The 24829-nt window shown below is 70.8% G+C and carries 23 protein-coding genes and 1 pseudogene; 12 read left to right on the top strand and 12 right to left on the bottom strand.

Annotated features, from left to right (window positions below; genetic code table 11):
• Position 1: 1 nt before the first annotated feature.
• A complete protein-coding gene (locus ABZ396_RS07380) occupies positions 2-994 on the top strand; it encodes an aldo/keto reductase (protein WP_358916595.1) in 993 nt (330 codons plus the stop codon).
• Positions 995-1204: 210 nt separating this feature from the next.
• On the opposite strand, the gene thpR is transcribed toward ABZ396_RS07380, so the two are convergent.
• Positions 1205-1777 carry an RNA 2',3'-cyclic phosphodiesterase gene (thpR, locus tag ABZ396_RS07375; protein ID WP_358916594.1) on the bottom strand — a complete coding sequence of 191 codons (573 nt, stop codon included), beginning with the start codon at positions 1775-1777 and terminating at the stop codon, positions 1205-1207.
• A 26-nt stretch (positions 1778-1803) separates the two neighbouring features.
• Here thpR and ABZ396_RS07370 point away from each other — a divergent pair, with 26 nt between their 5' ends.
• The gene (locus ABZ396_RS07370; protein WP_358916592.1) at positions 1804-2322 is read left to right on the top strand and encodes a GNAT family N-acetyltransferase; all 519 of its coding nucleotides are present in this window, start codon (positions 1804-1806) and stop codon (positions 2320-2322) included.
• A gap of 28 nt (positions 2323-2350) precedes the next feature.
• On the opposite strand, the gene ABZ396_RS07365 is transcribed toward ABZ396_RS07370, so the two are convergent.
• Positions 2351-3700, bottom strand: coding sequence for an MFS transporter (locus ABZ396_RS07365; RefSeq protein ID WP_358916590.1), 1350 nt, complete (start codon positions 3698-3700; stop codon positions 2351-2353).
• Positions 3701-3807: 107 nt separating this feature from the next.
• Positions 3808-4245: a MarR family transcriptional regulator gene (locus ABZ396_RS07360; protein WP_358916588.1), complete on the bottom strand. Its 438-nt coding sequence runs from the start codon at positions 4243-4245 to the stop codon at positions 3808-3810.
• 152 nt (positions 4246-4397) lie between these two features.
• Here ABZ396_RS07360 and ABZ396_RS07355 point away from each other — a divergent pair, with 152 nt between their 5' ends.
• Positions 4398-4592 (top strand): ribbon-helix-helix protein, CopG family, encoded by a 195-nt coding sequence (locus tag ABZ396_RS07355; protein WP_352223476.1) that lies wholly within the window; start codon positions 4398-4400, stop codon positions 4590-4592.
• 25 nt (positions 4593-4617) lie between these two features.
• Here the strand turns inward: ABZ396_RS07355 and ABZ396_RS07350 are convergent, their stop codons facing one another.
• Positions 4618-6069 carry an NCS2 family permease gene (locus ABZ396_RS07350; protein WP_358916586.1) on the bottom strand — a complete coding sequence of 484 codons (1452 nt, stop codon included), beginning with the start codon at positions 6067-6069 and terminating at the stop codon, positions 4618-4620.
• Positions 6070-6201: 132 nt separating this feature from the next.
• Between ABZ396_RS07350 and ABZ396_RS07345 the strand changes: the two genes are divergently transcribed.
• The gene (locus ABZ396_RS07345) at positions 6202-6459 is read left to right on the top strand and encodes a DUF2530 domain-containing protein (protein WP_358916584.1); all 258 of its coding nucleotides are present in this window, start codon (positions 6202-6204) and stop codon (positions 6457-6459) included.
• A gap of 120 nt (positions 6460-6579) precedes the next feature.
• The gene (locus tag ABZ396_RS07340) at positions 6580-8979 is read left to right on the top strand and encodes an HAD-IC family P-type ATPase (RefSeq protein ID WP_358916582.1); all 2400 of its coding nucleotides are present in this window, start codon (positions 6580-6582) and stop codon (positions 8977-8979) included.
• Between the two features lie 88 nt (positions 8980-9067).
• Here ABZ396_RS07340 and ABZ396_RS07335 read toward each other — a convergent pair whose 3' ends face one another.
• Both ABZ396_RS07335 and ABZ396_RS07330 read right to left on the bottom strand, forming a co-directional pair.
• Positions 9068-9853, bottom strand: coding sequence for a hypothetical protein (locus ABZ396_RS07335; RefSeq protein ID WP_358916580.1), 786 nt, complete (start codon positions 9851-9853; stop codon positions 9068-9070).
• A 189-nt stretch (positions 9854-10042) separates the two neighbouring features.
• Positions 10043-10966, bottom strand: a complete 924-nt coding sequence (locus ABZ396_RS07330) for a hypothetical protein (protein WP_358916578.1) — start codon at positions 10964-10966, stop codon at positions 10043-10045.
• Positions 10967-11138: 172 nt separating this feature from the next.
• Here ABZ396_RS07330 and ABZ396_RS07325 point away from each other — a divergent pair, with 172 nt between their 5' ends.
• Entirely contained in the window at positions 11139-11369 is a 231-nt protein-coding gene (locus ABZ396_RS07325) for a hypothetical protein (RefSeq protein WP_358916577.1), read from the top strand.
• A 61-nt stretch (positions 11370-11430) separates the two neighbouring features.
• Here the strand turns inward: ABZ396_RS07325 and ABZ396_RS07320 are convergent, their stop codons facing one another.
• Positions 11431-14577, bottom strand: a complete 3147-nt coding sequence (locus ABZ396_RS07320) for a molecular chaperone Hsp90 (protein ID WP_358916575.1) — start codon at positions 14575-14577, stop codon at positions 11431-11433.
• A 177-nt stretch (positions 14578-14754) separates the two neighbouring features.
• On the opposite strand from ABZ396_RS07320, the pseudogene ABZ396_RS07315 reads away from it, so the two are divergent.
• A pseudogene (locus tag ABZ396_RS07315) lies at positions 14755-15423 on the top strand (RNA-guided endonuclease TnpB family protein); the annotation flags it as partial.
• Between the two features lie 57 nt (positions 15424-15480).
• Here the strand turns inward: ABZ396_RS07315 and ABZ396_RS07310 are convergent.
• Positions 15481-16407, bottom strand: a complete 927-nt coding sequence (locus ABZ396_RS07310; protein ID WP_358916573.1) for a DUF3027 domain-containing protein — start codon at positions 16405-16407, stop codon at positions 15481-15483.
• A gap of 511 nt (positions 16408-16918) precedes the next feature.
• Between ABZ396_RS07310 and ABZ396_RS07305 the strand changes: the two genes are divergently transcribed.
• The 4 genes from ABZ396_RS07305 (at position 16919) to ABZ396_RS07290 (ending at position 20379) form a co-directional block, all read left to right on the top strand.
• A complete protein-coding gene (locus tag ABZ396_RS07305; protein ID WP_358916731.1) occupies positions 16919-18262 on the top strand; it encodes an MFS transporter in 1344 nt (447 codons plus the stop codon).
• An 80-nt stretch (positions 18263-18342) separates the two neighbouring features.
• Positions 18343-18816: a DUF2771 domain-containing protein gene (locus tag ABZ396_RS07300; RefSeq protein ID WP_358916572.1), complete on the top strand. Its 474-nt coding sequence runs from the start codon at positions 18343-18345 to the stop codon at positions 18814-18816.
• Positions 18786-19538: a futalosine hydrolase gene (locus ABZ396_RS07295; protein ID WP_358916570.1), complete on the top strand. Its 753-nt coding sequence runs from the start codon at positions 18786-18788 to the stop codon at positions 19536-19538. The genes ABZ396_RS07300 and ABZ396_RS07295 overlap by 31 nt, the downstream gene beginning before the upstream one ends.
• On the top strand, positions 19528-20379 hold the full coding sequence (locus tag ABZ396_RS07290) for a 1,4-dihydroxy-6-naphthoate synthase (RefSeq protein ID WP_358916569.1): 852 nt from the start codon (positions 19528-19530) through the stop codon (positions 20377-20379). The genes ABZ396_RS07295 and ABZ396_RS07290 overlap by 11 nt, the downstream gene beginning before the upstream one ends.
• Before the next feature lie 51 nt (positions 20380-20430).
• Here the strand turns inward: ABZ396_RS07290 and ABZ396_RS07285 are convergent, their stop codons facing one another.
• On the bottom strand, positions 20431-20814 hold the full coding sequence (locus ABZ396_RS07285) for a cold-shock protein (RefSeq protein ID WP_093501504.1): 384 nt from the start codon (positions 20812-20814) through the stop codon (positions 20431-20433).
• Positions 20815-21002: 188 nt separating this feature from the next.
• Here ABZ396_RS07285 and ABZ396_RS07280 point away from each other — a divergent pair, with 188 nt between their 5' ends.
• Positions 21003-21257 (top strand): hypothetical protein, encoded by a 255-nt coding sequence (locus tag ABZ396_RS07280; protein WP_352223493.1) that lies wholly within the window; start codon positions 21003-21005, stop codon positions 21255-21257.
• Here ABZ396_RS07280 and ABZ396_RS07275 read toward each other — a convergent pair.
• The 3 genes from ABZ396_RS07275 to ABZ396_RS07265 all read right to left on the bottom strand — a co-directional run bounded on the left by ABZ396_RS07275 (position 21230) and on the right by ABZ396_RS07265 (position 24657).
• The gene (locus ABZ396_RS07275; RefSeq protein ID WP_358916566.1) at positions 21230-21868 is read right to left on the bottom strand and encodes an HAD family hydrolase; all 639 of its coding nucleotides are present in this window, start codon (positions 21866-21868) and stop codon (positions 21230-21232) included. The two genes, ABZ396_RS07280 and ABZ396_RS07275, sit on opposite strands and share 28 nt — an antisense overlap.
• Positions 21869-22043: 175 nt before the next feature.
• Positions 22044-22967 (bottom strand): hypothetical protein, encoded by a 924-nt coding sequence (locus tag ABZ396_RS07270; RefSeq protein ID WP_358916564.1) that lies wholly within the window; start codon positions 22965-22967, stop codon positions 22044-22046.
• A gap of 64 nt (positions 22968-23031) precedes the next feature.
• Positions 23032-24657 (bottom strand): substrate-binding domain-containing protein, encoded by a 1626-nt coding sequence (locus tag ABZ396_RS07265; protein ID WP_358916562.1) that lies wholly within the window; start codon positions 24655-24657, stop codon positions 23032-23034.
• Positions 24658-24829 lie beyond the last annotated feature (172 nt).

Below are 24829 nucleotides of genomic sequence, written 5' to 3'. Positions count from 1 at the left end.
CATGAAGTACACGCAGCTCGGACGTACCGGACTCAAGGTCAGCCGACTCGTCCTCGGCACCATGAACTTCGGCCCGCAGACCGACGAGGCCGACAGTCACGCGATCATGGACGCGGCGCTGGCCGCCGGCATCAACTTCTTCGACACCGCCAATGTGTACGGGTTTGGTGAGAACAAGGGGCGGACCGAGGAGATCATCGGCAATTGGTTCGCCAAGAGCGCCGCGCACCGCGACAAGGTCGTGCTCGCCACCAAGGTGTACGGCAACATGGCCGGCGACGGCGAGGCCTGGCCCAACCACGACAAGCTGTCCGCGCTTAACATCCGGCGCGCGGTCGACGCCAGCCTGAAGCGGCTGCAGACCGACTACATCGACGTCTACCAGTTCCACCACATCGACCGCCGGACTCCCTTCGAGGAGATCTGGCAGGCGATCGACACCCTCGTCACGCAGGGCAAGATCCTGTACGCCGGGTCCTCCAACTTCCCCGGCTACAAGATCGCCCAGGCGAACGAGATCGCCGCGCGCCGCCACGGCACCATCGGTCTCGTCAGCGAGCAGTGCCTCTACAACCTCGCCGAGCGGCGCGCCGAGATGGAGGTCATCCCGGCCGCTCAGGACTACGGCCTCGGGGTCATCCCCTGGTCGCCGCTGCAGGGCGGGCTGCTCGGCGGTGTGATCAAGAAGGAGGTGCAGGGTGGGCGCCGGGCCGGTGGCCGGGCCGCCGACTCCCTCGCCAACACCGCCGTCCGGGCCCAGATCCAGGCCTACGAGGACCTGCTCGACAAGCACGGGGTGGAGCCGGGCGAGGCCGCGCTGGCCTGGCTGCTGACGCGTCCGGGGGTGACGGGTCCGATCGTCGGCCCGCGCACCGGCGAGCAGCTGGAGTCGGCGCTCAGGGCCGTGGAGCTGGAGCTGAGCGAGGAGTTGCTGGAGGGGCTGGACGAGGTCTTCCCGGGCCCGGGTCCTTCTCCGGAGGCCTTCGCCTGGTAGCCGACGCCGACGTCAGGGGCAGCGCCCCGTAAGGGGCGCGGGGAACCGCGCGACCGGTCACGTTCGGCCCCCGGCCGGCGTCACACGGCCGGCCGCGGTTCCCCGGCCGCCCCTCATCTCATCGCCGACGCCACCGCGACCACGACGAACAACAGCACAAGCGCACCGGCCATGATCCGGTTCCGGGTCTTCGGGTCCACGGCAAGGAGCCTAACCGGCCGCCCCGAGCCCCCAGCGGCCGACCACCTCGTACCGCGGCTGCTCCCCCGGCACCCCCGACGTCGGCAGGTTGCTGCGCACCAGTGCCAGCTCCCCCACCGTCCAGGTCCGGCTCGCGAACTCCGCGAGCAGCGCGACATACGGCCGGACGTCGAACTCGTCCCGGCTGCGGGCCACCGTCAGGTGGGCCTTGTAGCGGCGGTGCTCCCCCATCGGTACGCCCGCCTTCCGGGCCGCCGCCTCCGCGCGGTCGGCCAGCAGGCGGAGGGTCTCCAGGTCGCCGTCGGCGCCCGCCCACAGGGCCCGGCCGTGGCCGAACTGGCCGCCGCCCGCAACGGACAGGCGGAAGGGCGGCGTGCGACGGGCCGCGCGGGCCAGCCGGTCCGACAGGTCCGGTACGGCCCCGTCGTCGACCTCTCCGTAGAACGCGAGGGTGTAGTGCCAGCCGGGGCGGCCGGTCCAGCGCAGCGCCTGCGCGCCCGGCAGTTCGCGCAACCGGTCGACCTCGGCGGCGAGTTCGGCGGCCACCTCGGGCGGGGGCAGCACGGCTGCGAAGAGTCTCATGCGGACCACCCTGCCATCATGGGGAGGTGGAGATCACCATCAGAGAAGGCGGGCCCGACGACCTTCCCGCGATACTCGGCATGCTCGACAGCTGTGTGGAGTGGCTGGTGGGCCAGGGGCGGACCGAGCAGTGGGGGACCACCCCGCTGTCGGAGCACGAGAAGACGGTGGAGTCGGTCGTCCACTGCATGGGCAAGGGCGTGACGTACATCGCCGAGGCCGACGGGGTACCGGCCGCCACGCTCACGCTCACCGACGCGCCCGGCGCTCATCTGTCGCATCTCCCGCCGCCCGGTGAGCCCGAGCGGTACATCCACTGGCTGGCCTCCGACCGCCGGTTCAGGGGGCATGGCGTCGGCAGCACCCTGCTGGCGCACGCGGCCGAGGAGGCCCGGCGGGCCGGGGTGTCGCTGCTGCGGGTGGACTGCTACGCGGGGGCCGACGGCAAGCTCGTCCGCTACTACGAGGGCAACGGCTTCCTCCGCACCGACACCTACACGTTCCAGACCGACTGGCCGGGACAGGTACTGGCCCGGAGGCTGTGATCCTCCGGGCCGGCCGTGTCGTGCGGTCTCAGGCCGCCGGTGCGAGCTGTTCCTGTGTCTCTCTCGGTACGAACCGCACCCGCGGGTGGCCGCCGTGCCAGCCGACTGCCAGACGCAGGTTGCCGACGCGGGCCAGGACGAGGCCGATCACCACGGCCGCCGCGGCGGCGATGGCGCCGCCCACCGCGAGGCCGGCGCGGACGCCGTACGCGTCCGTGATCCAGCCGGCGATGGGTGCGCCGACCGGGGAGCCGCCGAGGAAGACCATCATGTAGAGGGCCATCACGCGGCCGCGCATGGCCGGGTCGGTGCCCATCTGGATGCTGGTGTTGGCGGTGACGTTGACCGTCATGCCGAACATGCCGATCGGGATCATGAGCAGGGCGAACAGCCAGAGGGAGGGGGCGGTCGCGGCCACCAGCTCCAGCGCGCCGAAGGCTGCCGCCGCCGCGATCATCACCCGCAGCTTGGCCGTGCCGCGTCTGGCCGCGAGCAGGGCTCCGGCCAGGGAGCCGACCGCCATCAGGGTGTTGAAGAGGCTGTAGGAGCCGGCACCCGCGTGGAAGACGTCGTCCGCGAAGGCCGAGAGGTAGACGGGGAAGTTGAAGCCGAAGGTGCCGATGAAGCCGACCAGGATGATCGTCCACGTCAGGTCGGGGCGGCCGGCCACATAGTGGAGGCCCTCCCGCAGCTGGCCCTTTCCCTTCGGTGTGCGCTTGACGGCGTACAGCTCACGCGCCCGCATCAGCAGCAGACCGGCGATCGGGGCGACGAAGGACAGGCCGTTGAAGAGGAAGGCGTAGCCGGTGCCCACGCCGGTGATCATCAGGCCGGCGACCGCCGGGCCGACCAGGCGGGCCGACTGGAAGTTCGCGGAGTTCAGGCTGACCGCGTTCTGCAGCTGGGCGGGGCCGACCATCTCGGAGACGAACGACTGGCGGGCCGGGTTGTCGACGACCGTGGCGAGGCCGACGGCGAAGGCGGCGAGGTAGACGTGCCAGACGTGGACATGGCCGGAGAGGGTCAGCAGCGCGAGCGCGATGCCGGTGAGGGCCATGGACATCTGGGTGACGAGGAGTGCGCGCCGCTTGTTCAGGCGGTCGACGAGGACCCCACCGTAGAGGCCGAAGAGCAGCATCGGCAGGAACTGCAGGGCGGTGGTGACGCCGACGGCGGTCGCGGAGCCGGTGAGGCTGAGGACCAGCCAGTCCTGGGCGATGCGCTGCATCCAGGTGCCGATGTTCGAGACGACCTGGCCCGCGAAGAACAGGCGGTAGTTCCTGACCTTCAGCGAGCTGAACATCGAGGACCTGTGGGATGCGGGGATAGTAGGGACGGTCGGTGCGGGGGCGGAAGGTGCTCCGGGTCCCGAACTCAAGTGCGTTCGCCTCCTCGTTCTCTGGCTCGTTCGCCCAGGGGGCGCTTCCCGCCGGTGTCGGGAGACACCGGCGCGCCCCTTCGGCTCACTCGCGGTGTTAAGGGCTCTTACAGGTGTGCAAGCTTCTCGAGGACGGGGGCGGCGGCGCGGAGTTTCGCCCACTCGTCCTCGTCGAGGCCGTCGACGAGGCCGGCCAGGAACGCGTTGCGCTTGCGGCGGCTCTCCTCGAGCATCGTCTCGGCCTGCTCGGTCTTGGTGACGACCTTCTGGCGCCGGTCCTCGGGGTGCGGCTCCAGACGGACCAGTCCCTTGGCTTCGAGCAGCGCCACGATGCGGGTCATCGAAGGCGGCTGCACATGCTCCTTGCGGGCCAGCTCACCGGGGGTGGCCTGGCCGCAGTTGGAGAGGGTGCCCAGCACCGACATCTCGGTGGGGCTCAGTGACTCGTCGACCCGCTGGTGCTTCAGCCGTCGCGAGAGTCGCATCACGGCGGAGCGGAGGGAGTTCACGGCGGCAACGTCGTCGCCATGGTTAAGGTCCGGCATGTCTTTAGAGTAACTCATTACCCTAACTAAAGACCACCCGGACGCGCCAATGTGCCCGTGAGCCCGGCCACTGAACCCCTTCGTCACCCTTACGGGTGAGCCCAATCCGGAAAGTGACGCATCGGGCGCACGGATGTGGCGCCCTCGTAGGCATGGGGACCAGTGTGCTCAGCCTGCGGATAGACAAAGAGCTGCTCGACCGGCTCCGGCACCATGCGGCCAAAAGGGGAATGAGCGTCCAGGACTACGTGGTCCGGACGCTCATTCGCAACGACTTCGACGAGCGGTTCTCGGCCGCCGTCGAGGAGACGGAGAGGTTCTACGGCGATCAGGTCAAGGTCACATGAGATCCCGGCCCTATCAGGATCAGGATCAGGTGAGACCCAGCGCCGGCATCAGGTAGTAGAAGGTGAACACCGCCGCGACCGCGTACATCGCGACCGGGATCTCCTTCGCCCGGCCGGCGGCCAGCCGCAGCACGACGAAGGTGATGAAGCCCATGCCGATGCCGTTCGTGATCGAGTAGGTGAACGGCATCATCATCATGGTCACGAAGGCCGGGATCGCGAGGGTGTAGTCGGCCCAGTCGATCTCCTTGATCGAACCGGCCAGGATCAGGAAGCCCACCGCGAGCAGCGCCGGGGTGGCCGCCTGGGACGGGACCATCGTGGCGACGGGCGTCAGGAACAGCGCCACGGCGAACAGCGCGCCGGTGACGACGTTGGCGAAGCCGGTGCGCGCGCCCTCGCCGACGCCGGCCGTCGACTCCACGAAGCAGGTGGTGGCGGAGGAGGAGCTGGCACCGCCGACGGCGACCGCGACACCGTCGATGAAGAGGACCTTGTTGATGCCCGGCATATAGCCCTGGGCGTCGGTCAGCTTGGCCTCGTCGCTGACACCCATGATCGTGCCCATGGCGTCGAAGAAGCAGGACAGCAGGACGGTGAAGACGAAGAGGATGCCGGTCAGCACACCGACCTTGTCGAAGCCGCCGAAGAGGCTGACCTTGCCGAGCAGGCCGAAGTCCGGGGGCGAGACGGGGTTGCCCGGCCACTTCGGGGTGGTCAGACCCCAGGACGTCACATGGGCGACGGCGTTGATGATCAGCGCGAGCACGGTCATCGCGACGATCGAGATCAGGATCGCGCCGGAGACCTTGCGGACGATCAGCGCGAGGGTCAGCAGCGAGCCGAGCACGAAGACCAGGACCGGCCAGCCGTCGAGATGACCGTCGGTGCCGAGCTGGAGCGGGACGGTGGTCTGGGCGGCGTCCGGGACACGGCTGACGAAGCCGGAGTCCACGAGACCGATCAGCATGATGAACAGGCCGATACCGATCGAGATCGCCTTGCGCAGGCTGTAGGGCACGGCGCTCATCACGCGCTCCCGCAGACCGCTGGCGACCAGCAGCATCACGATGAAGCCGGCCAGGACCACCATGCCCATCGCGTCCGGCCAGGACATCCGGGGCGCCAGTTGGAGGGCGACGACGGAGTTCACGCCGAGACCGGCGGCGAGCGCGATCGGGACGTTGCCGATGACACCCATGAGCAGGGTGGTGAAGGCGGCGGTGACGACGGTGGCCGTGACCAGCTGGCCGTGGTCCAGCTGGTGGCCGTACATGTCCTTCGCGCTGCCGAGGATGATCGGGTTCAGCACGATGATGTAGGCCATGGCGAAGAACGTGGCGAAGCCGCCGCGCACCTCGCGGGCGAGGGTGCTGCCCCGCTCGGAGATCTTGAAGTAGCGGTCGAGCGCGCCGTACGCGGGGTTGGCACCCGGCTGTTCGGGGGCGGGGGCCTGAGTGGAAGCCGGGGTTGACATTGGAGGTTCCTACGAGCAGAAGTGGCCAGACACAAACGGTTTCAGTATGAACGTATGAGGCCCGGATCGCTATCTCCGCGCGTAGACCCGGGTGGTCCCACGGCTCGGCGGCGTGCCTCGTAAGCTGTGCCCATGGCGAAGTGGACCCCCAAGCACGAGGCGCCGGAGCCCCTGGAGGGCCCCGTCCTACCGACCGTCGTCGGCGGCACGATCGTCTGGTTCGTCCTCTTCCTGGTCCAGCTCCCCTTCTACGGCTGGTACGCCGACCACGGGCACACCTGGTGGGTGTGGACCTGCCTGGCCGGCGGCGGTCTCGGGCTGATCGGCGTCTGGTACGTGAAGAGGCGGGACGCGGCCATCAAACGAGCGGAAGCGGCCCGCGCCCTCTAGGCCCTGTGCAGGGCGCCAAGGGGCCGCTGTACGACCAGGGCACGACCTCCCTCCTCCCCAGGTCGGATCTTCCGGGCACTCGGCAGGTGAACGTGCAAATCCGCACGTACCGTCGAACGTATGACGCACATCGACGCGGGCGCCGAACTCGACCCCGTGCATCCGGTCCCGCTGCCGGCCCCGGCCAGGACGAGCGGGCTGACCACCGCCGAGGTCGCGGAGCGGATCGCGCGCGGCCAGGTGAACGACATACCGGTGCGCAGCAGCCGCTCGCTCGGCGAGATCGTGCGCGCGAACGTCTTCACCCGGTTCAACGCGATCATCGGTGTGCTGTGGGTGATCATGCTTGTCGTGGCGCCCATCCAGGACAGCCTGTTCGGCTTCGTGATCCTCGCCAACACGGGCATCGGCATCGTCCAGGAGTGGCGGGCGAAGAAGACGCTGGACTCGCTCGCGGTGATCGGCGAGGCGCGGCCGACCGTGCGCCGCGACGGGGCCGCGGTGGAAGTGGGCACGAGCGAGATCGTGCTCGACGACCTCCTGGAGGTAGGGCCCGGCGACAAGATCGTCGTGGACGGGGTGTGTGCCGAGGCCGACAGCCTGGAGATCGACGAGTCACTGCTCACCGGTGAGGCCGATCCGGTCGTCAAACGCCCCGGGGACCAGGTGATGTCGGGGAGTTTCGTGGTGGCCGGCGGTGGCGCGTTCGCGGCGACGAAGGTCGGCCGGGAGGCCTACGCGGCTCGGCTGGCCGAGGAGGCCTCCCGCTTCACGCTCGTCCACTCCGAGTTGCGCACCGGTATCTCGACCATCCTCAAGTACGTGACCTGGATGATGGTCCCCGCCGCGATCGGCCTGGTCGCCACCCAGCTCGTCGTGAAGAACAACGGCATCAAGGACGCCGTCGCCCGCACGGTCGGCGGCGTCGTCCCGATGGTCCCCGAGGGGCTGGTCCTGCTCACCTCCGTCGCCTTCGCGATCGGCGTGATCCGGCTGGGCCGCCGACAGGTCCTGGTCCAGGAACTCCCCGCGATCGAGGGTCTCGCCCGCGTCGACACCGTCTGCCTCGACAAGACCGGCACGCTCACGGAGGGCGGCATGGACGTCACCGAGCTGCGGGCGCTGGACGGCTTCGACGAGACGTACGTACGCAAGGTGCTGGGCTCGCTCGGCGAGTCGGATCCCCGCCCGAACGCCTCCCTCCAGGCGATCATCCACGCCTACCCCGACAGCGAGGACTGGCGGTGCGTCGAGTCGCTGCCCTTCTCCTCAGCCCGCAAGTACAGCGGGGCGACCTTCAGCGAGGGCGACGGGGAGCTGAGCACCTGGCTGCTGGGGGCGCCGGACGTGCTGCTCGCTCCGGACAACCCGGCTTTGGCCGAAACCGTACGCCTCAACGAGCAGGGCCTGCGGGTGCTGCTGCTGGCCCGCGCCCGCCGGGACCTCGACGACCCGGAGGTGGCGAAGGGCGCCGGGCCGACCGCCCTGGTGGTCCTGGAGCAGCGGCTCCGCCCGGACGCGGCGGACACCCTGCGCTACTTCGCCGACCAGGACGTCCGGGCGAAGGTGATCTCCGGCGACAACGCGGTGTCCGTCGGTGCCGTGGCCGCGAAGCTCGGTCTGAACGGTACGACGGTGGACGCACGCCACCTGCCCGCCGGGCGCGGCGAGATGGCCGACGCCCTCGACGAGGGCACCGTCTTCGGCCGGGTCACCCCGCAGCAGAAGCGGGACATGGTGGGGGCGCTGCAGTCACGCGGGCACACGGTCGCGATGACCGGGGACGGCGTGAACGACGTACTCGCCCTGAAGGACGCCGACATCGGTGTCTCGATGGGCTCGGGCTCCGAGGCCACCCGGGCGGTCGCGCAGATCGTCCTCCTCGACAACAGCTTCGCCACGCTGCCCTCGGTGGTGGCCGAGGGGCGGCGGGTGATCGGCAACATCACCCGGGTCGCCACCCTGTTCCTGGTCAAGACGGTCTACTCGGTCCTGCTCGCGGTGCTCGTGGTCTGCTGGCAGGTCGAATACCCCTTCCTGCCCAGGCACCTGACCCTGCTGTCCACCCTCACCATCGGCATCCCCGCCTTCTTCCTGGCTCTCGCCCCCAACAAGGAACGGGCCAGGCCCCACTTCGTCCGCCATGTGATGCGCTACTCGATCCCGGGCGGGGTGCTGGCCGGCGCCGCGACCTTCGTGACGTATCTGCTCGCCCGTCACTACTACACGGGCCCGGGCTCGCTGGACGCGGAGACCAGCGCGGCGACGCTCACGCTGTTCCTGATCTCGATGTGGCTCCTGGCGATCATCGCCCGCCCCTACACCTGGTGGCGGGTTGCCCTGGTGGCCTCGATGGGCGTCGCCTTCGTGTTCGTACTCGCAGTTCCGGCACTGCAGAGCTTCTTCGCGCTGAAGCTGGTGGGCGAAGTGATGCCGTGGACCGCGGTGGGCGTGGCGGTGGTGGCGTCGGCGATGCTGGAGTTCCTGTGGAAGTGGGTCGAGCGCCGCTTCCCGGTGTGATGCGGTTGCGGGGGACTGCGAGGGCCGCTGAAGGACGGCCGCCCCACCGGTGGGACACCGGTGGGGCGGCCGCTCGGTTCCGGTGGGACTACTGCACGTCGACGTAGTCGCCCGTGGCGCTGACCGCCGGGGTCGTCGAGGTGCCCGCGAAGGAGTAGCGGTAGTAGCCGTCGACCGTCGCCGTGGTGGTCGTCTTCAGGGCGCCCGTGGAGGACGACTTGATGGTCTTCAGCGTGGTGTAGGTGCTGGAGCTCTTCTTGCGGAACTGCAGCTTGACCGACTGGCTGCCGTAGCCGCCGTACTTGTGGGTGTCCCAGTTGGCGCGGGTCAGGGTGCCGGTGACCGTGACGGTCTTACCCTTCTTGACCGGCTCGGGGGTGGCGTTGACCGTCAGCTTGGCGGCGCGCAGGACCTTGGTGGTGCCCAGGTCGCCCTGCCACTTGATGGGGCCGTTCTTGTCGGCGGCGAGACCGCCGACCTTCCAGGAGCCGGCCTCGGAGTTGGCCAGGTCCCAGTCCCCGTTGACCGTGAAGATCAGGCTGGCCTTGCAGTTGAGGACGGTCGTGGAGGCGGCGGTGCAGGTGCCCGGGTCCTCGGAGATGAACATGTCGCTCGGCGACGTGATCGAGGTGCCGCGGTAGATGACCGGGCCGGTCTGGAAGGTGCTGGCGCTCAGGCTCGACGGGTGCGTCACGGTGTACGTCACCGAGAAAGACGCCTTGGTCGTGCCGACGACCATGCTGCTGCCCTTGTTGACCTTCATGTTGGAGAAGGTGACGTTCGGCGAGCTGCCGGCGGCGTGCGCGGCCGGGGCGACGAACGCGGAGAGGGCCAGGGCGCCGGAGACGGCGGCCACGGTGGCACGAATGTGCATGGATTCCCCAGTGGGAACAGTGGGCGCGGGGCCCAAGTGATCTAGGGAGTCTGTTGACTCGGGTGATCAGATCCACGAGGGGTGGGAGTGGTTGTACGCGTGAGACGTAATCCGGTCAGATTTTGATTCCTTTGCAACCGGATTACGTCCCCATGGGATTACTCCACGGCCGGAGTGGTGCCGGGACTGCTACTTCACGTCGACGTAGTCACCCGTCGCGTTGACCGCCGGGGTCGTGGAGGTACCCGCGAAGGAGTAGCGGTAGTAGCCGTCCACCGTGGCCTTGGTGGTCGTCTTCAGCGTGCCGGTCGAGGACGTCTTGATGGTCTTCAGCGTGGTGTAGGTGCTGGAGCCCTTCTTGCGGAACTGCAGCCGCACGGACTGGGTGGCGTAGCCGTGGTACTTGCCGTCGTCCCAGTTGGCGCGGGACAGCTTGCCGGTGACCGTGACGGTCTTGCCCTTCTTCACCGGCTCCGGGGCGGCGTTGACCGTCAGCCTGGACAGGCGCTGCACCTGGGTGCTGCCGAGGGCGCCCTGGTCGGCGTACCCGACCTTGGTGATGTCGAAGTCGTCGCTGGCCGGGTCCTGGCCGTTGTACGCGATGGCCAGGGCACCTGCGTGCCAGAGGCCGGCGTCGGAGTTGGACAGCTCACCGTCTCCCGGGTAGATGTCGATGTTCCCCTTGCAACTGGCGGTGGTCGCCGAGGTCACCGTGCACTTCGCCGGGTTGTCGCCGATCAGGAAGTTGGCCGGGTCGGTGTAGGAGCCCTTGTAGATGTAGGCGCCCGAGAAGAAGTCGGCGGCGGTGACGTCCACGTCGGCGGCGTGCGTCAGCGTGTAGGTGACCGACGTCGCGACGTGGGCGGTCGTACCGACCTTGACCGCCTTGGCGATCTTCACGTTGGAGAAGGTGACGTCCATGGCGTACGGAGCGACGTCCGCCGCGGTGGTGGCAGTGAAAGCGGTCTTGCCGGACGTCGAGTGAGCGGCCGCGAAGAGCTTCGCGGCGTCCGTACCGAAAGACGAGCCGCCGGCGGCCTGCGCCGCGGGCATGGCGAAAGCGGAGAGGGCCAGGGCGCCGGAGACGGCAGCCACAGTGGCGCGTATACGCATGCGTTCCCCCATGAAAGTGATCGGGGAGTCTGTTGACTCGCCCGATCAGATCCATGGATGGGGGGAAAGGTTGTGCGAGATTCGAAAGTTGTGTGACGAACTTTCATGGGCATGGTTGCCGTCTTACTGGTGCCCAGACCAAGCCCACGGACGGAACCCGGAAGGTGACCCCATGAGATACCTCGTCGCCCGCTACGCCAAGGACGAGGACACCCCCGAGTCGGTCACCGACGTCTCGTCCGTGGGCGCCGACGCCTTCGCCGGGCTGCTGGCGATGCCGGCGGACCGGCTCACCGACGTGTATCCGCTGGGACCGGAGCACGTGGCCGGTTTCCACCGTCTGACCGGCATGGCGCTCGACCTGGACCGCTTCGAGTACTTCCTGGAAATGGAAGCGGACTGACCGGCCTGACCGGTGATGGCCCGGGCACCTGCGGGGGACCCGGGTCATTCTCATTCGCCTCTCAGTCGAACCAGCGGTCCCGCGCCAGCTCCTCCGTCCGCGACGGGTCCTCCAGCAGGGCCGCCACCTCGAAGCGGCGCGGCCACTGGCCGGCCGCCCAGGCGAGGCCGGCGGCTACGCCCTCCAGGGTGGCTGCGTGCAGGACGCCGTCTGCGGTGAGCCGCCAGTCGATCTCGACGCCGTCGACCACCAGCTCCTCGTGTTCGACGTACGTCTCCGGGGTGCGCGGGCCGAGCAGGACGTGGACCGGTTCGGGGACCTCGTGTTCCGTGCCCTCCGAGTCGACCGACCCCGTCACCGACTCGCTCAGCCGCCGTACCTGGAACAGTTCGGCCAGTTCGGCGGCGCGCGCGGGCCGTACCGGAAGCAGCGGGACACCGGTCGTGAACGGCAGCAGGTCCGGCGAGTCGACGACCACCGCGTCCGCCGCGTCCACGACCTCCACCCGGCCGTCGATCACGGCCCGGAGTTCGTCGGGCAGGGTCACCTGCTCGGGGTCCAGCTCCGCCAACGCGCTGTAGAGGGCATGCAGTTGGGTGCCGCTGACCTGCCGGTCGGGGTCGGCGAGGCGGTCCAGGAGTTCGGCCGCGCCGCCCGGCTCGTCGAGGAGGGCGGCGACCGAGGTCCGCACCCCCAGCGCCCGCAGCACCTGCTCGTCCTCGAAGCCGGTCGCGTCGGCCTCCTCGTAGAGGCCGCGCAGCAGCGGGTCGCCGCCGGAGGCCAGCAGGCCGGCGGGGCGGCGGCCGTCGAGGACCGGGTGGCCGCGCAGCCACCACGCCGTGTACGGCCGTACGACCTCGTGCGTGCCGTCCGGCAGCAGGATGCGCACCGGCTGGGTGAGGGCGTCCCGCAGGGGCGGCTGGGCGAGCAGGGCGAGGGCCTCGGGCCAGTGGTCCTCGTCGACGAGGTCGAGGTCGCGGACGGCGATCAGCTCGGTGGCGACCGGGGGGACGGGCGTGTCCGGGAAGCGGTCGAGGATGTCCTCGCACCAGACGTCGACGGCGTCAAGGAGGCCGGCGTCATCAGGTTCCGCGAAGTCGCCTTCGCGCGGCTCCAGTTCGTCGGGGTCCAGGACGACGTCGGTGGCGCGGACGAGGGCGAAGTTCGCGAGCACTCCGCAGGCGGCCAACGGCTGTTCGCCCCACTTCTCCGCCAATTCGGCGTCCACAGAAGCCAGTTCGTCCTCGCGGATCACCCGGGCGAACGGGCTGCCCGGGAAGACGAGTTCACCGGCGGGGGCCGGCTCGCCGTCCTCGTCGGGCAGGGCGAGCGCGCCCAGCCACGGCTCGTCGCCGGGTTCCAGGCCCGCGTCCCGCACCAGGGCGAGGACCGTGTCCGCCAACTCCTCGGCGTCCGGGGCGTCCTCCTCCCAGTTCACGCCTCCCTCGTCGTCCAGGGAGGCGGCCACGGCAGCCCGCACCTGCGGGGTGGTGAGGACCGCGCGCGGGGTCGCGGGGAGGGCGCCGAGCTTCTCCAGGAGGGGGTGGGCGGCGTCCTGGTGGACGACCTTGAGGCCGAGCCGGGCGAGGACCTCGGGGTCGATGGCCGCGTCCGGGGTGGGGATCAGGACCTGGCGCGGACCGATGGTGGTCCGTCCTCCCCCAGTGCCGAAAGCCTGGGAGGTGCCCCCAGCCAGCGGCACGGGCAGGCCCGACAGCCGTTCCGGGTCGACGCCCGCGAGGCTGTCGTACAGCCGCCACCACCAGTCCAGGTCCTTCTCCAGCCCGGCCAGCCGGTCGATCGCGTCGGCGAGCGGAAGGCGGGCGACGGACAGCGTCCGCAGTTCGACCCGGCGCTCGAGGCCGGCGGGCAGGAGTGTGGGCAGCACCTCGGCGAGGACCCGCACCGTGTCGGCGCCCGCCCCCTCCACGATCTCGGCGTCACGCGGACGCAGCGCCTCGGGAAGTTCGCTGTCGTCGCCGCCCTCGACGGCGGGCGGCAGGAACGCGGTGCGCGGCAGCCGTTCCAGGATCGCCTGGCGCAGTGCGCCGTCCAGTTCCCCCTTGCCGAGCGGGCCGGGCACCAGATGGATGATCCCCTCCCCCACCGGCCGCCAGTGGGCGAGGAGTTCGGCGTACGCGTCGGCCGCGCGCTGCACCAGGAAGTCGGTGAGCGGGCCGGGGGCGGTGTGCCGGCGGGTGGTGTCGAGGGGGAAGGACGCGATGAGGAGGGCGGGGACGCCGAGAGGCTCGTCGCTGGGGGTGGGGGCGTGCAGGACGCCGGCGGTGCGGGGGCGGTCGGGAGCACCCGCGGCGTCCGTGGGCACGGCCCAGGTCAGCGACCAGTGCGGGCGCAGCCGCTCCTCCACCGGACGGTCGGCGAGCAGTGCCGGGGTGAGCGGGCCGTGCGCGGAGACGGTACGCCAGCGGGTCGTACCCTCCTGGGAGTCGTCCACGACGGTGAGCGCGCCGTCGGTGCCGCGGCGCAGGGTACGCACGGTGTCGCCGGTCTCGATCACGACCTCTTCCAGACCAGGCAGGGCGAGGAGCAGGGCGTCGTCGACGGCGTCGAGGAGACGCTCGGCGAGATCGGTGGCCGCCGTGTCCCTGAGCGGCAGGATGACGACCGTGTCGTACGGGTCGGGGGCGGTGCCCTCGGCGGCGAACGGGAGCCGGAGCAGCGGCACATGGCCGTCCCGCCGGCGGATCTCGTCCCCGAGCCCCGCGCTGTGCCCGGCACTCTCCTCGGCCAGTTCCCGGGCCTCGGCGAGCGACCAGCGCACCCCGCCGTGCCGCCCGACCACCGCCGGCTCGTCCGTCACCGCCAGCACGGCGGCGAAGCCGACGCCGAACCGCCCGACGGCACTGTCGGTCTCCTCCCGCTTCGCGGAGGCGCGCAGGGTGGACAGGGACTCGACGCCGGCCGCGTCCAGCGGGGCGCCGGTGTTGGCGGCGAACAGGACACCGTCGCGGAGGGTGAGGCGGAACCGGCCGGGGACACCGGCCCGGGCGGCCGCGTCGGCCGCGTTCTGGGCGAGCTCGACGACGAGCCGGTCCCGGTAGCCGCCGAGGACCAGGTCCTCCTCGGCGTTGGCGTCCTCACGGAACCGGGCGGGGCTGGTGGCCCAGGCGTCGAGGACACCGCGGCGCAGGCGGGCGGTGCCGAAGGGGTCGGCGCCCTCGGCGGCGGGCCGCACGAACTTGCTCACGTTCACTCTCCTCGTCGACGTGAGGACGAAGGTACCGCGCGCCGGGCGCGCACCCGCCCGCCCACCCGACCCGATCAACCGAGAAGCGGACACCCGGCCCCCCGGCCCGATTGTCGGCCGGGGCCCCCTGTCGTACCTTGACGGGCAGGAATCGGGCGTGTCGGCGCCCAGGCGCGGATGCCGGAAACCGACAACACCATCGGCATCGATCTCGGCCTCACTCACTTCACGGTCCTGTCCGACGGCACGAAGATCCACTCCCCGCGCTTTTTGCGGCGCGCGGAGAAGAAGCTGAAGAAGGCCCAAAGGGAGCTGTCCCGCAAGCAGAAGGGATCAAAGAACCGCGCCAAGGCCCGTCTCAAGGTCGCCCGCGCCCACGCCAAGGTGGCCGACGCACGCCGCGAGTTCCACCACCAGCTCTCCACGAAGCTGATCTCCGAGAACCAAGGGATCGCCGTGGAGGACCTGTCGGTGGCGGGACTGGCCCGCACCAAGCTGGCCAAGTCCGTCCATGACGCCGGTTGGTCGTCGTTCGTGAACATGCTGGAGTACAAGGCCGCCCGGTACGGCCGCACCCTGGTGAAGATCGGCCGGTTCACACCGACCTCCCAGACCTGTTCCACCTGCGGTGCCGTGGACGGACCCAAACCCCTGAAGGTGCGGGAATGGACCTGTGCTGCCTGCGGCACCGTCCACGACCGGGACACCAACGCCGCGATCAACGTCAAACGGGCCGCCGGACTGGCGGTATCGGCCTGCGGAGCGCCGGTAAGACCAGGAGCAATCCCGGCACAGCGTGAAGAAACAGGAAGCCACGGATTCCCGACCGAACCCTGTGCCGCGTAGCGGCACAGCAACCAGTCGAGAAGGCCAGAATCCTCGCCCTTCAGGGCGAGGAGCATGTCAAGAGTGCCCCAGCTCCGCCGACGTCTCGTCCTCCGTCGCCGGTACCGAGCCGGAGTCGGAGGCGGGGCGGAGCGGGAAGGGGTCGACGCGGGTCTCGTCGATCACCGGGGGTGCCACCGCCGGGGGCTTCGGCATGACCGCGGCCTCCGAGTGGCCGCCGCAGCCGTAGGAGAAGGAGACGACCCGGCCGTCGGCCGGGGAGAACTCGTTGGCGCAGACGCCGAAGGCCTGGCCCAGGGAGCCGCCGATGGGGGTGAGGAAGCCGCAGCTGACGCAGGTCGCGGGGGCCGCCTGGGCCATCGGGGTCTTGGCGCCGAACGACTCCTCCCAGCGGTCGGCGGCGATGTGCAGGCCGTAGCGGGACAGGACGCGGGCGCGGCGCATGCCGAGTTCCTCGGCGACCGAGGCGATCGTGCCCCGGGAGGGGACGGTGGGAAGGTGCGCGGGCGTGCCCGCGGTGACCTCGGCGTCCTCCGCCTCCGCCAGCTCCTCCATCTCCTCCGAGACCGGGGAGTTCGGCTCCGGCCCGTCCTCGCCGGTGTAGCCGGGCTCCAGGCGCAGGTCCTCGGCCTCGGTGGGGAGCAGGTCGCCGGGGCCCATGTCGCCGGGGCGCAGCCGCTCGCTCCACGGCACCCACTCGGGGGCGAGGAGGGCGTCGGAGCCGGGGAGGAGGACCACCTCGTCCAGCGTGACGAGCTTGGCGCGGGAGGCGCGGGCCACCGTCACCGCCCAGCGCCAGCCGCGGTACCCGAGTTCCTTGCACTCGAAGAAGTGCGTGACGACGCGGTCGCCGTCCGCCACCGCTCCGGCGTGCTCGCCGACCACTCCGGGTGCGGCGGCCTCCTCGGCGGCGGTCCGGGCGAGGTCGACCGCCTCGGCGCACAGACGGTCGGGGGTGCGGCTTCGCGTTGTCGCTGCGCTCACAGGTATCGCTTCTCTCCTACGCCGTCTCACGAGTGCGGCTGCCTCCGGCGGTGGGGCGGACGGAGCGGACCTGTGGGCCGCATCGACGTCCGCGTCCGATCGCTCTCGGGCGCACCTCTGCCATCCATTGTGCTTTATGGCTGAGATAGGCACGCTACCCCGTCGCCGGTGGTGGGGGACAGTCCGGCACGGAGCCTGCGCGGCGGCGGGGCCGAAGGCGGTGGGTGGTGCCGGGTCGGGTCCGTCGGCCGGTGCGGGTGAGTGGGGCCGGGCGCGCCCACGCGGCGGAGCCGCAAACGATACGGCCCCGCGCCCCTGAGGGGCGCTTCCCGGCCGCGCCTTCCCGGCGGCTCCCGGCGGCTCCCGGCCGGCGCCGGTAAGCACTCGTGCCCTCTCCGACTCGCTCGGTCGCAAAGTGCACTAGGAACAGTCGTCTCAGGGCACTATGAACGACGTGGCAACCGCGAAGTCCCCCCAACGTGCCCTCGGGGTCGGTAGCGGTGCGGGCCGGATGCGCGGTGCCGTCCGCTCGGTCGGGCGTGCCCTGCACTTGCCGGTGACCGGTACCGCCCGGGGTATCCGCAAGGCCACGCACGCGCACGGCGCCGGTGAGTCCGGCCTCGGCAAGCTGATCGAACTGCACGCGGTCAACGGCGCGGGGGACGTGATGATCACCGTCGCCCTCGCCTCCACCGTGTTCTTCTCCGTACCCACCGACGAGGCCCGGGGGCGGGTCGCGCTCTACCTCGCCATCACCATGGCGCCCTTCACCGTGCTCGCTCCGGTCATCGGCCCGCTGCTGGACCGGCTTCCGCACGGCAGGCGCGCCGCGATGGCCGGCGCGATGCTCGCCCGGGCGCTGCTCGCGCTGATCATCTCGGGGGCGGTGGCGAGCGGCAGCCTGGAGCTGTATCCGGCCGCGCTCGGGGTGCTGGTCGCGTCGAAGGCGTACGGAGTGGTGCGCAGTGCCGTCGTGCCCCGGCTGCTGCCGCCCCGGTTCTCGCTGGTGAAGGCCAATTCGCGCGTCACCCTCGCCGGGCTGCTCGCCACCGGTGTGGCCGCCCCGATCGGGGCCGGGCTGCACGCCATCGGTGACCCGTGGCCGCTCTACGGCGCCTTCGTGATCTTCGTGGCCGGGACGTTTCTCTCCTTCTCCCTCCCCCCGAAGGTCGACTCGGCCAAGGGCGAGGACGTGGCGCTGCTCGCCGCCGACGAGGAGCATCTGCACGGCCCGCTCCGGAAAGGGGCGAAGCGGCCGGGGCTGCGGACGGTGGGGCCCGCCGTCACCCACGCGCTCGGCGCGAACGCGGCCCTGCGCTGTCTCTCCGGCTTCCTGATCTTCTTCCTGGCCTTCCTGCTCCGCGAGCACCCGCTGACCGGCGAGAGCGCGGCGGTGTCGCTGGGCATAGTGGGCGTCGCGGCGGGCGCGGGCAACGCGCTCGGTACGGCGGTGGGGGCCTGGCTGCGCTCCCGGACCCCGGAGATCATCATCGTGACGGTGGTGGCCGTGGTGCTGGGGACGGCGATCGTCGCGGCCCTGTTCTTCGGCGCCTTCCTGGTGGCCGTCCTCGCCGCGGTGGCCGGATTCGCGCAGGCGCTGGCCAAGCTGTGCCTGGACGCGCTGATCCAGCGGGACGTGCCGGAGCAGGTGCGCACCTCGGCGTTCGCCCGCTCGGAGACGCTGCTCCAGATGGCCTGGGTGTTCGGCGGCGCGGTGGGCATCGTGATGCCGCTGAACGGCACCCTGGGCCTGGTGGTGGCCGCCGTGATCGTGGCGGCCGGCTGGCTGACCACGCTGCGCGGCCTGCTGAGCTCGGCCCGGCACGGCACCCGTACCCGGCCGAGAGTGGCCTGAGGGAGGCGGCCGGCGTAACGAACCGGGCACGCCGTACCCCACATGGGGAGAGGGCCGAGAGCTCCCGATAGCCTTCGGCCATGACCACGCTGCAATCCCGCTCGCGACGCCGCCGCGTCGTCGCCGCCGCCGGCGCCGTTTCCGCCGGACTGCTCGTCCTGTCGGCCTGTGACAAGCCGTCGCCGATCGCCACGATCACCGTCGGTACGAACTCGGTCAACTCCGAAGCCACCTGCTACAACGACGGCAAGCCCCTGAACACGGCCTCCCTCGCGAACTGTCTGAAGGACACCGGGATCAAGTCCATCAAGGTGGATCCGGACGAAACCGTCCGCTTCGGCGTGGACCCGAAGATCGCCGACAACGGCTGGACGATCCTGATGAACGGTCAGGCGCTCACCGACTCCAGCACCAAGACCTACCGCACCATCCCGGGCAGCGTGTTCTTCAACGCCCAGTACGGCGCCTCCGGCAACTCGACCCTGGTCTCCATCAAGGAGGGCGACAAGTCGGTGCTGGGTCTGTGGTCCTTCAAGCTCAAGAAGGACGCCTGACCACGTCCGCCGCACGCATCCTCGTAGCCACCGCGGTCCCGGCCGAACGGGACGCGGTGGCCCGGGCGTTCGCGGACGGTACGACCGTGGTGCGGCTGCCCGGCTCGGCCCTGCTACACCGCACCGGCGAGGGGTACGACCTCCTCGCCGCCGGGGTCGGCCCGGCCCTCGCCGCGGCCGGCACCGCGACCGCCCTCACCGCCGCCGCCCTCGACGGCCGGCCCTACGCCCTGGTCGTCTCCGCCGGGATCGGCGGCGGTTTCCAGCCGGAGGCCCCCGTGGGCTCCCTGGTCGTCGCAGACGAGATCACCGCGGCGGACCTGGGCGCCGAGACGGCCGGCGGGTTCATGCCGGTCACCGAACTGGGCTTCGGGACCGTCAGCCACCGTCCGCCGGATCCACTCGTACGAGTCACCGCAGGGGCGACCGGAGCGCGCCCCGGCGCGGTACTCACCGTGTCCACCGTGACCGGAACCGCCGCCCGCGCGGCCGAGCTGCGCGCCCGGCACCCGCACGCCCTCGCCGAGGCCATGGAAGGCTTCGGCGTGGCCGAGGCGGCCGCCGGGCACGGCGTACCCGTGCTGGAGATACGCGCGGTCTCCAATCCCGTCGGCCCCCGCGACCGCGCCGCCTGGCGCATCGCGGACGCCCTGGCCGCCCTGACGGAAGCCTTCGGGAAGCTCGCGCCTGCTTTGGAGAGTTGGAACCCACATGACCAGTGACCTTCTGCGGATCGCGTTCTCGCCCTGCCCGAACGACACCTTCGTCTTCGACGCCGTCGCCCACGGCCGCGTCCCGGGCGCGCCCGCCCTCGACGTGACCTTCGCGGACATCGACATCACCAACGGCATGGCCGAGCGCGGCGAGTCGGACGTGCTGAAGGTGTCGTACGCCGTGCTGCCGTACGTCCTCGACGAGTACGCGCTGCTGCCCTGCGGGGGCGCGCTGGGCCGGGGCTGCGGGCCGCTGGTGCTGACCCGGGAGGCCGGGGTGGACCTGACCGGCCGGACCGTCGCCGTACCGAGCGAGAAGTCGACGGCGTATCTGCTGTTCCGGCTGTGGGCCGCGGACACGCTGTCGGACGGCGGGGTCGGCGAGATCGTGGTCATGCCGTTCCACGAGATCATGCCGGCCGTGCGGGACGGGAAGGTCGACGCGGGGCTCGTGATCCACGAGGCGCGCTTCACCTACCAGAACTATGGGCTGCACAAGCTCGCCGACATGGGCGAGCACTGGGAGGACACGACGGGCCTGCCGATCCCGCTCGGCGCGATCATCGCGAAGCGCTCGCTGGGCGCGGAGACGCTCACACGTCTCGCCGACGCGATCCATACGTCCGTCCACACGGCCTGGGACGACCCCGAGGCCTCCCGGCCGTATGTGATGGCGCACGCCCAGGAGATGGACCCGGCCGTCGCCGACCAGCACATCGGGCTCTACGTCAACGAGTTCACCTCGGAACTCGGCGAGGACGGCTACGCGGCGGTACGCGGACTGCTCACGCGGGCGGCGGCCGAGGGACTCGTCCCGCCCCTCGGTCCGCACGCACTCGATTTCCCGTAAATGCACTTACCGGACTTGCACGCTCACGCGACTTGTCCGTCTCTTACATGTTTACACGTCAAGCTGGTCGGCGACCGCGCGCAGCAGCCCGGCGATCTTCGCGCCGGCGGCCTTGTCCGGGTAACGGCCGCGCTCCAGCATCGGCGTGATGTTTTCGAGCAGGGTCGTCAGGTCCTGCACGATCGAGGCCAGCTCGTCCGGCTTCTTGCGCTGGGCGGCGGCGACCGACGGGGTGGGGTCGAGCAGGACCACCGAGAGTGCCTGGTCACCGCGTTGACCGGCGACGACGCCGAACTCCACGCGCTGTCCCGGCTTGAGTGCGTCGACCCCGTCGGGGAGAACCGAGGAATGGACGAAGACGTCACCGCCGTCGTCGCGGGAGAGAAAGCCGAAGCCCTTCTCGCTGTTGAACCACTTGACCTTGCCGGTAGGCACGTCTGTCCTCGTCCTCGTATCTCGTCGGAAACTGCTCTGGAAACTTCTGAATGCAACAGCTCTGGAACGGCTCTTGATAGCACTCGGGCGGGTCGACCATGACCCGCCGGTACCAAGGCTAATGGTCTTCGGGCGCGTGACAAGACGTCGCCCGGTTGTTCCTTCGGGCAGGGAACTACCCTGGTCGAGTGCGTGACAAAACCCAAGCGAATTCCGCCGCGCCCGGTGACCGACTGATCCGCGCCGGTGCCGTGGTCTTCTTCATCGGTACGGTGGCCACTCTCGTCACCGTGATACCGCTGTTCCTCGGTGCGAAGCCTTTTCCGACCTACATGTACGTACTGAGCATGCTCATGGGCGTCGGCTTCCTGGTCGCGGGCGCCGGAGTGCTCCAGTCGATCGCGGCGGGGCGCCGTCAGGCGCGGGAGGCGTCCTCCAGGTAGCCGGCCAGCCAGGCGGGCAGCTCGGTGAGGTCGCCGAGCACCACGTCGGCGCCGGCCGCGCGCAGCTCCTCGGCATCGCAGGGCCCGGTGGCCACGGCCACCGACAGGGCTCCCGCCCTACGAGCGCCGCGGACGTCTCCGACGTGGTCGCCGACGTACACGCCGGCGCCGTGCTCGCGCAGCGCCTCGGCCTTCTGCTCGGCCCACAGGTCTCCGACGACCGCGTCGGGGACTATGCCGAGGTGGCCGAGGTGCAGCTTCGCGTTGGGCTCGTACTTGGCGGTGACCACGACGGCCCTGCCCCCGGCGTCCCGGACGGCGGCGATCGCCTCCCGCGCTCCCGGCATGGCGGGCGTCGCCGCGATGGCGATCTCCGGATACATGGTCCGGTACAGATCACTCACCTCCGCGATCCGCTCGGCCGGAAACCAGTGGATCAGCTCGTCGGCGAGGGGCGGTCCCAGCCGGGTGATCGCCAGATCGGCGTCGATGTACGCCCCGGTCCGCTCCGCGAGCGCCAGATAGCAGGCGTGGATGCCGGGCCGGGAGTCGATGAGGGTCATGTCGAGATCGAAGCCGACGGTGAGGGCGCGAGAAGTCATATGGGCCATTGTGCCCGGGCGGCCGCGGGCCGGTGGGGGCCGTTCGCACAGTTCCCCGCGCCCCAAGAAGGTGGTCCCACCTGAAGGGGCGCGGGCTGCGTCGACTTGCGGCTCCGCCGCGTGGGCGCGACACGCCCCGACGCAGCCGCAGCCGCAGCCGCCCGACGGCGGACCGCGGCGCCCCCTACCGCGATCTCTGTGACCGCCACACCAGATAAAGCGCCGACGCCACCGCCGCCCCCCGCACCACCCAGGGCCAGGTCTCGCCGATCGCGTCGCTCATGTGTCCCTGGGCGATCGGGGCGCCCCACCGGCCGGCGGTCCGGCCCCACAGCCACACCACCCCGGCCGCCACGGACAGCCCGGGTACCCACATCACGGCCAGCTTGGTCTCGGTCGGGGTGAGGCGTCGGGAGCCGTAGGCGATGAGCCAGCCGAGGAGCAGCGCGAACCAGTTGCCGAGCACCGCGCCCACGACCAGCCCGGCCGCGGCGAGCAGCAGGAGGGGGTTGCTCCAGCCGGCCGCGGGACGGGGCACCACGCGGAGGCGGCGGCGGGCGGGCGGCACGGTCTCCTCCGCCTTCGCGGCCGGTACGACGGCCTCCCCGGCCTCCTCCGGCTCCTCCTTCCGCAGCCGCGGCTTCCTGAGCATCTCCGGGATCTCCACGCCGCCCACGAACCCGGGCACCGTGTCCCCGTCCCCGAACGGGCTGCTGTCCACCCGCCACCAGTCGGGCGGCGTCGGACCGTCCCCGGCGCCGTCCGGCTCGGCGGGCCGGGGACGCGGTACGACGCGACGCAGGTCCTCGGTCCCGGCGGGCGGCCCGGACTCCCGCTGGGCGGGAACCGCGGCCGCCGGCGGCGGTGGCGCGGTGTCCGTCGTACCCCCCGCCGCCTCGACGACCTCGTCGGGCGTGCCCAGCCGGTCCAGGATGCGCCGTACGGCGGCGGGGCTGTCGACGGTCGTCTTCGCCCGGTGCCGGTCGATCTCGTTGCGCAGCCCTGACACCAGCCGCATGCGGTCGGCCGACGACAACTGGCGCTGGTGCGCGATGTCACCGACGCGGCTCAGATACTCGTAGACGACCTGATCGCTCTCGATACCCACGAAGTCCCCTCCGGGGCCGCTGCGTCGGATACCCCGTCGGAACGACGGTAGCGCAGGCCAGGGCTCACGTCGGCCGGCACACCAGCGGGTAACGCGTCTCCGAGCAGGGCCGGTTGCCGTACTCGCGCAGGATGTCCTTGCCGCCCTGGTCGGTGAGGTAGCGCAGGAAGGCCGCGGCGACGGAGCCGGCGGGCGGATCGCCGAAGGTGTAGGCGTACTCGGTCTGCCAGTACGGGTAGGTGCCGTGCTCGACGCCTTCGAGGGTGGGCGGCATGTCGCCGATGTTCAGCTTGACCAGGTCGGCGGAGGTGACACTGGCCGCCTCGCTGTAGCCGAGGGCGCCGCGCTGCGCGGCCGTGGTGTCCAGCATGGTGCCGGTGCCGTCGACCTCGCAGACGCCGGGCCTGGTCGGGTCCAGGGCCGCGCAGTCGCCGTTCGCGGCGCCCGGCACGTGCCGGCCCGCCAGGACGCGCTCTTCGAGGGCGTTGCGGGTGCCGGAGTCGGAGTAGCGGTTGACGAGGTGGATGGGGAGGTCGGCGCCGCCCACCACGGACCAGTTGGTGATCTTCCTGGCGTAGATGTCGCGGATCTGCTGGAGGGAGAGGTTGCTGACGTGCGCGTCCTTGTTCGCGACGAGGGAGAACAGGGAGTAGACCACCGGCCGCGGCAGATCCTCGGGGTGGCCCTTGCCGGCCGGGCCGTCGGTGAAGGCGATGTGGTCGCCGAGCCCCTCGTTGCCGGAGATCCCGGCGTGTTTGCCGGCCTTCTCCAGCGTGGTGAGTCCCGCCCCGCTGCCCCGGAACGAGCCGTCGCTGACGGGGATGGCGGCGCCCTTGGCCGAGCACAGCCTGGCGTACTCCTTCGCCGCCGCCCTCACCGCCGGCTCGAAGGCGGTCGAGCCCGACAGGTGCAGGGTGCCGCCGACGCAGTCCAGCGGCGCGGGCCTGGCGGGGAAGAACAGGGTGATGCTTGCCTGGAGCACGACCGCCGCCGCCAGCAGGGCCATACCGGCCAGCGCCGCCCCGGAGGCGAAGATGTGGCCCTCGGTGTGCGCCAGCTTGAGCCGGGCCAGCCAGCGCAGCCAGGCGAAGGAGTGGTCCATGTCCCCGGTGACCGCGGCCTGGAACTCCGGCTCCGGGAAGGGCGCGTGCGAGCTCCCGCCCCGGCGCTCCAGCACCGCCAGCACCTTGTAGTGGGCGCCGGGGTTCAGCGTCACCTTGGGCAGCCGGATGACACCGGTGCCGTCCTCCCAGTCCTTACCGAAGCCGTCGGTCTCCTGGGTCCTGCCGTCGCGGGTGGTGACGAAGAAGTGCCGGAGCGGGGGCTGGCTGAGTTCGGTGACCGCCATGCCGACGACCCGGCGGTCCCGGAACGTCACCCGGATGCCGGTCTTGTCCTCGGGCGGGGTCAGATAGTCGCCGGGGACGATCTCCCGCCAGCCGGCGTTCTCGATCCGCACCAGCACGAACGACGGCTCCACCAGTTCGTGGCCGTCGTCGCGCATCCGCGCCAGCACGTCGGCGCTCGGCGCGTGCGCGGTGTCCGTGGCCAGGGTGTCCATCTGGAGGCGGTAGCCGAGCCGCTTGCGGCGGATGACGACGAACTCCCAGAAGAAGGCCAGTACCGGGATCGCGACGCTGACGATCGCGACGAGGTTGTTGAAATCGAGTTCGGCACCGAACGCTCTCATGACCACATCCCCCGAATCCCCATGGCCGGGCGCATAGTTGACTTCCCGCGGTGGCCAGGGAGCCCAGGGTGGCGAGTGCGTGGCGAGTGTTGCCGGAACTGCCGTGATCCTCCTGCCGAAGTTCATGCGGGGGACATCTGCGCAACGTTCCGTTCTCCCTGTGGCTGCCCTC

It is taken from the genome of Streptomyces sp. NPDC005866 (genome assembly GCF_040629895.1).
Taxonomy (GTDB): domain Bacteria; phylum Actinomycetota; class Actinomycetes; order Streptomycetales; family Streptomycetaceae; genus Streptomyces.
This window is presented reverse-complemented; position numbering and strand designations above follow the sequence as displayed.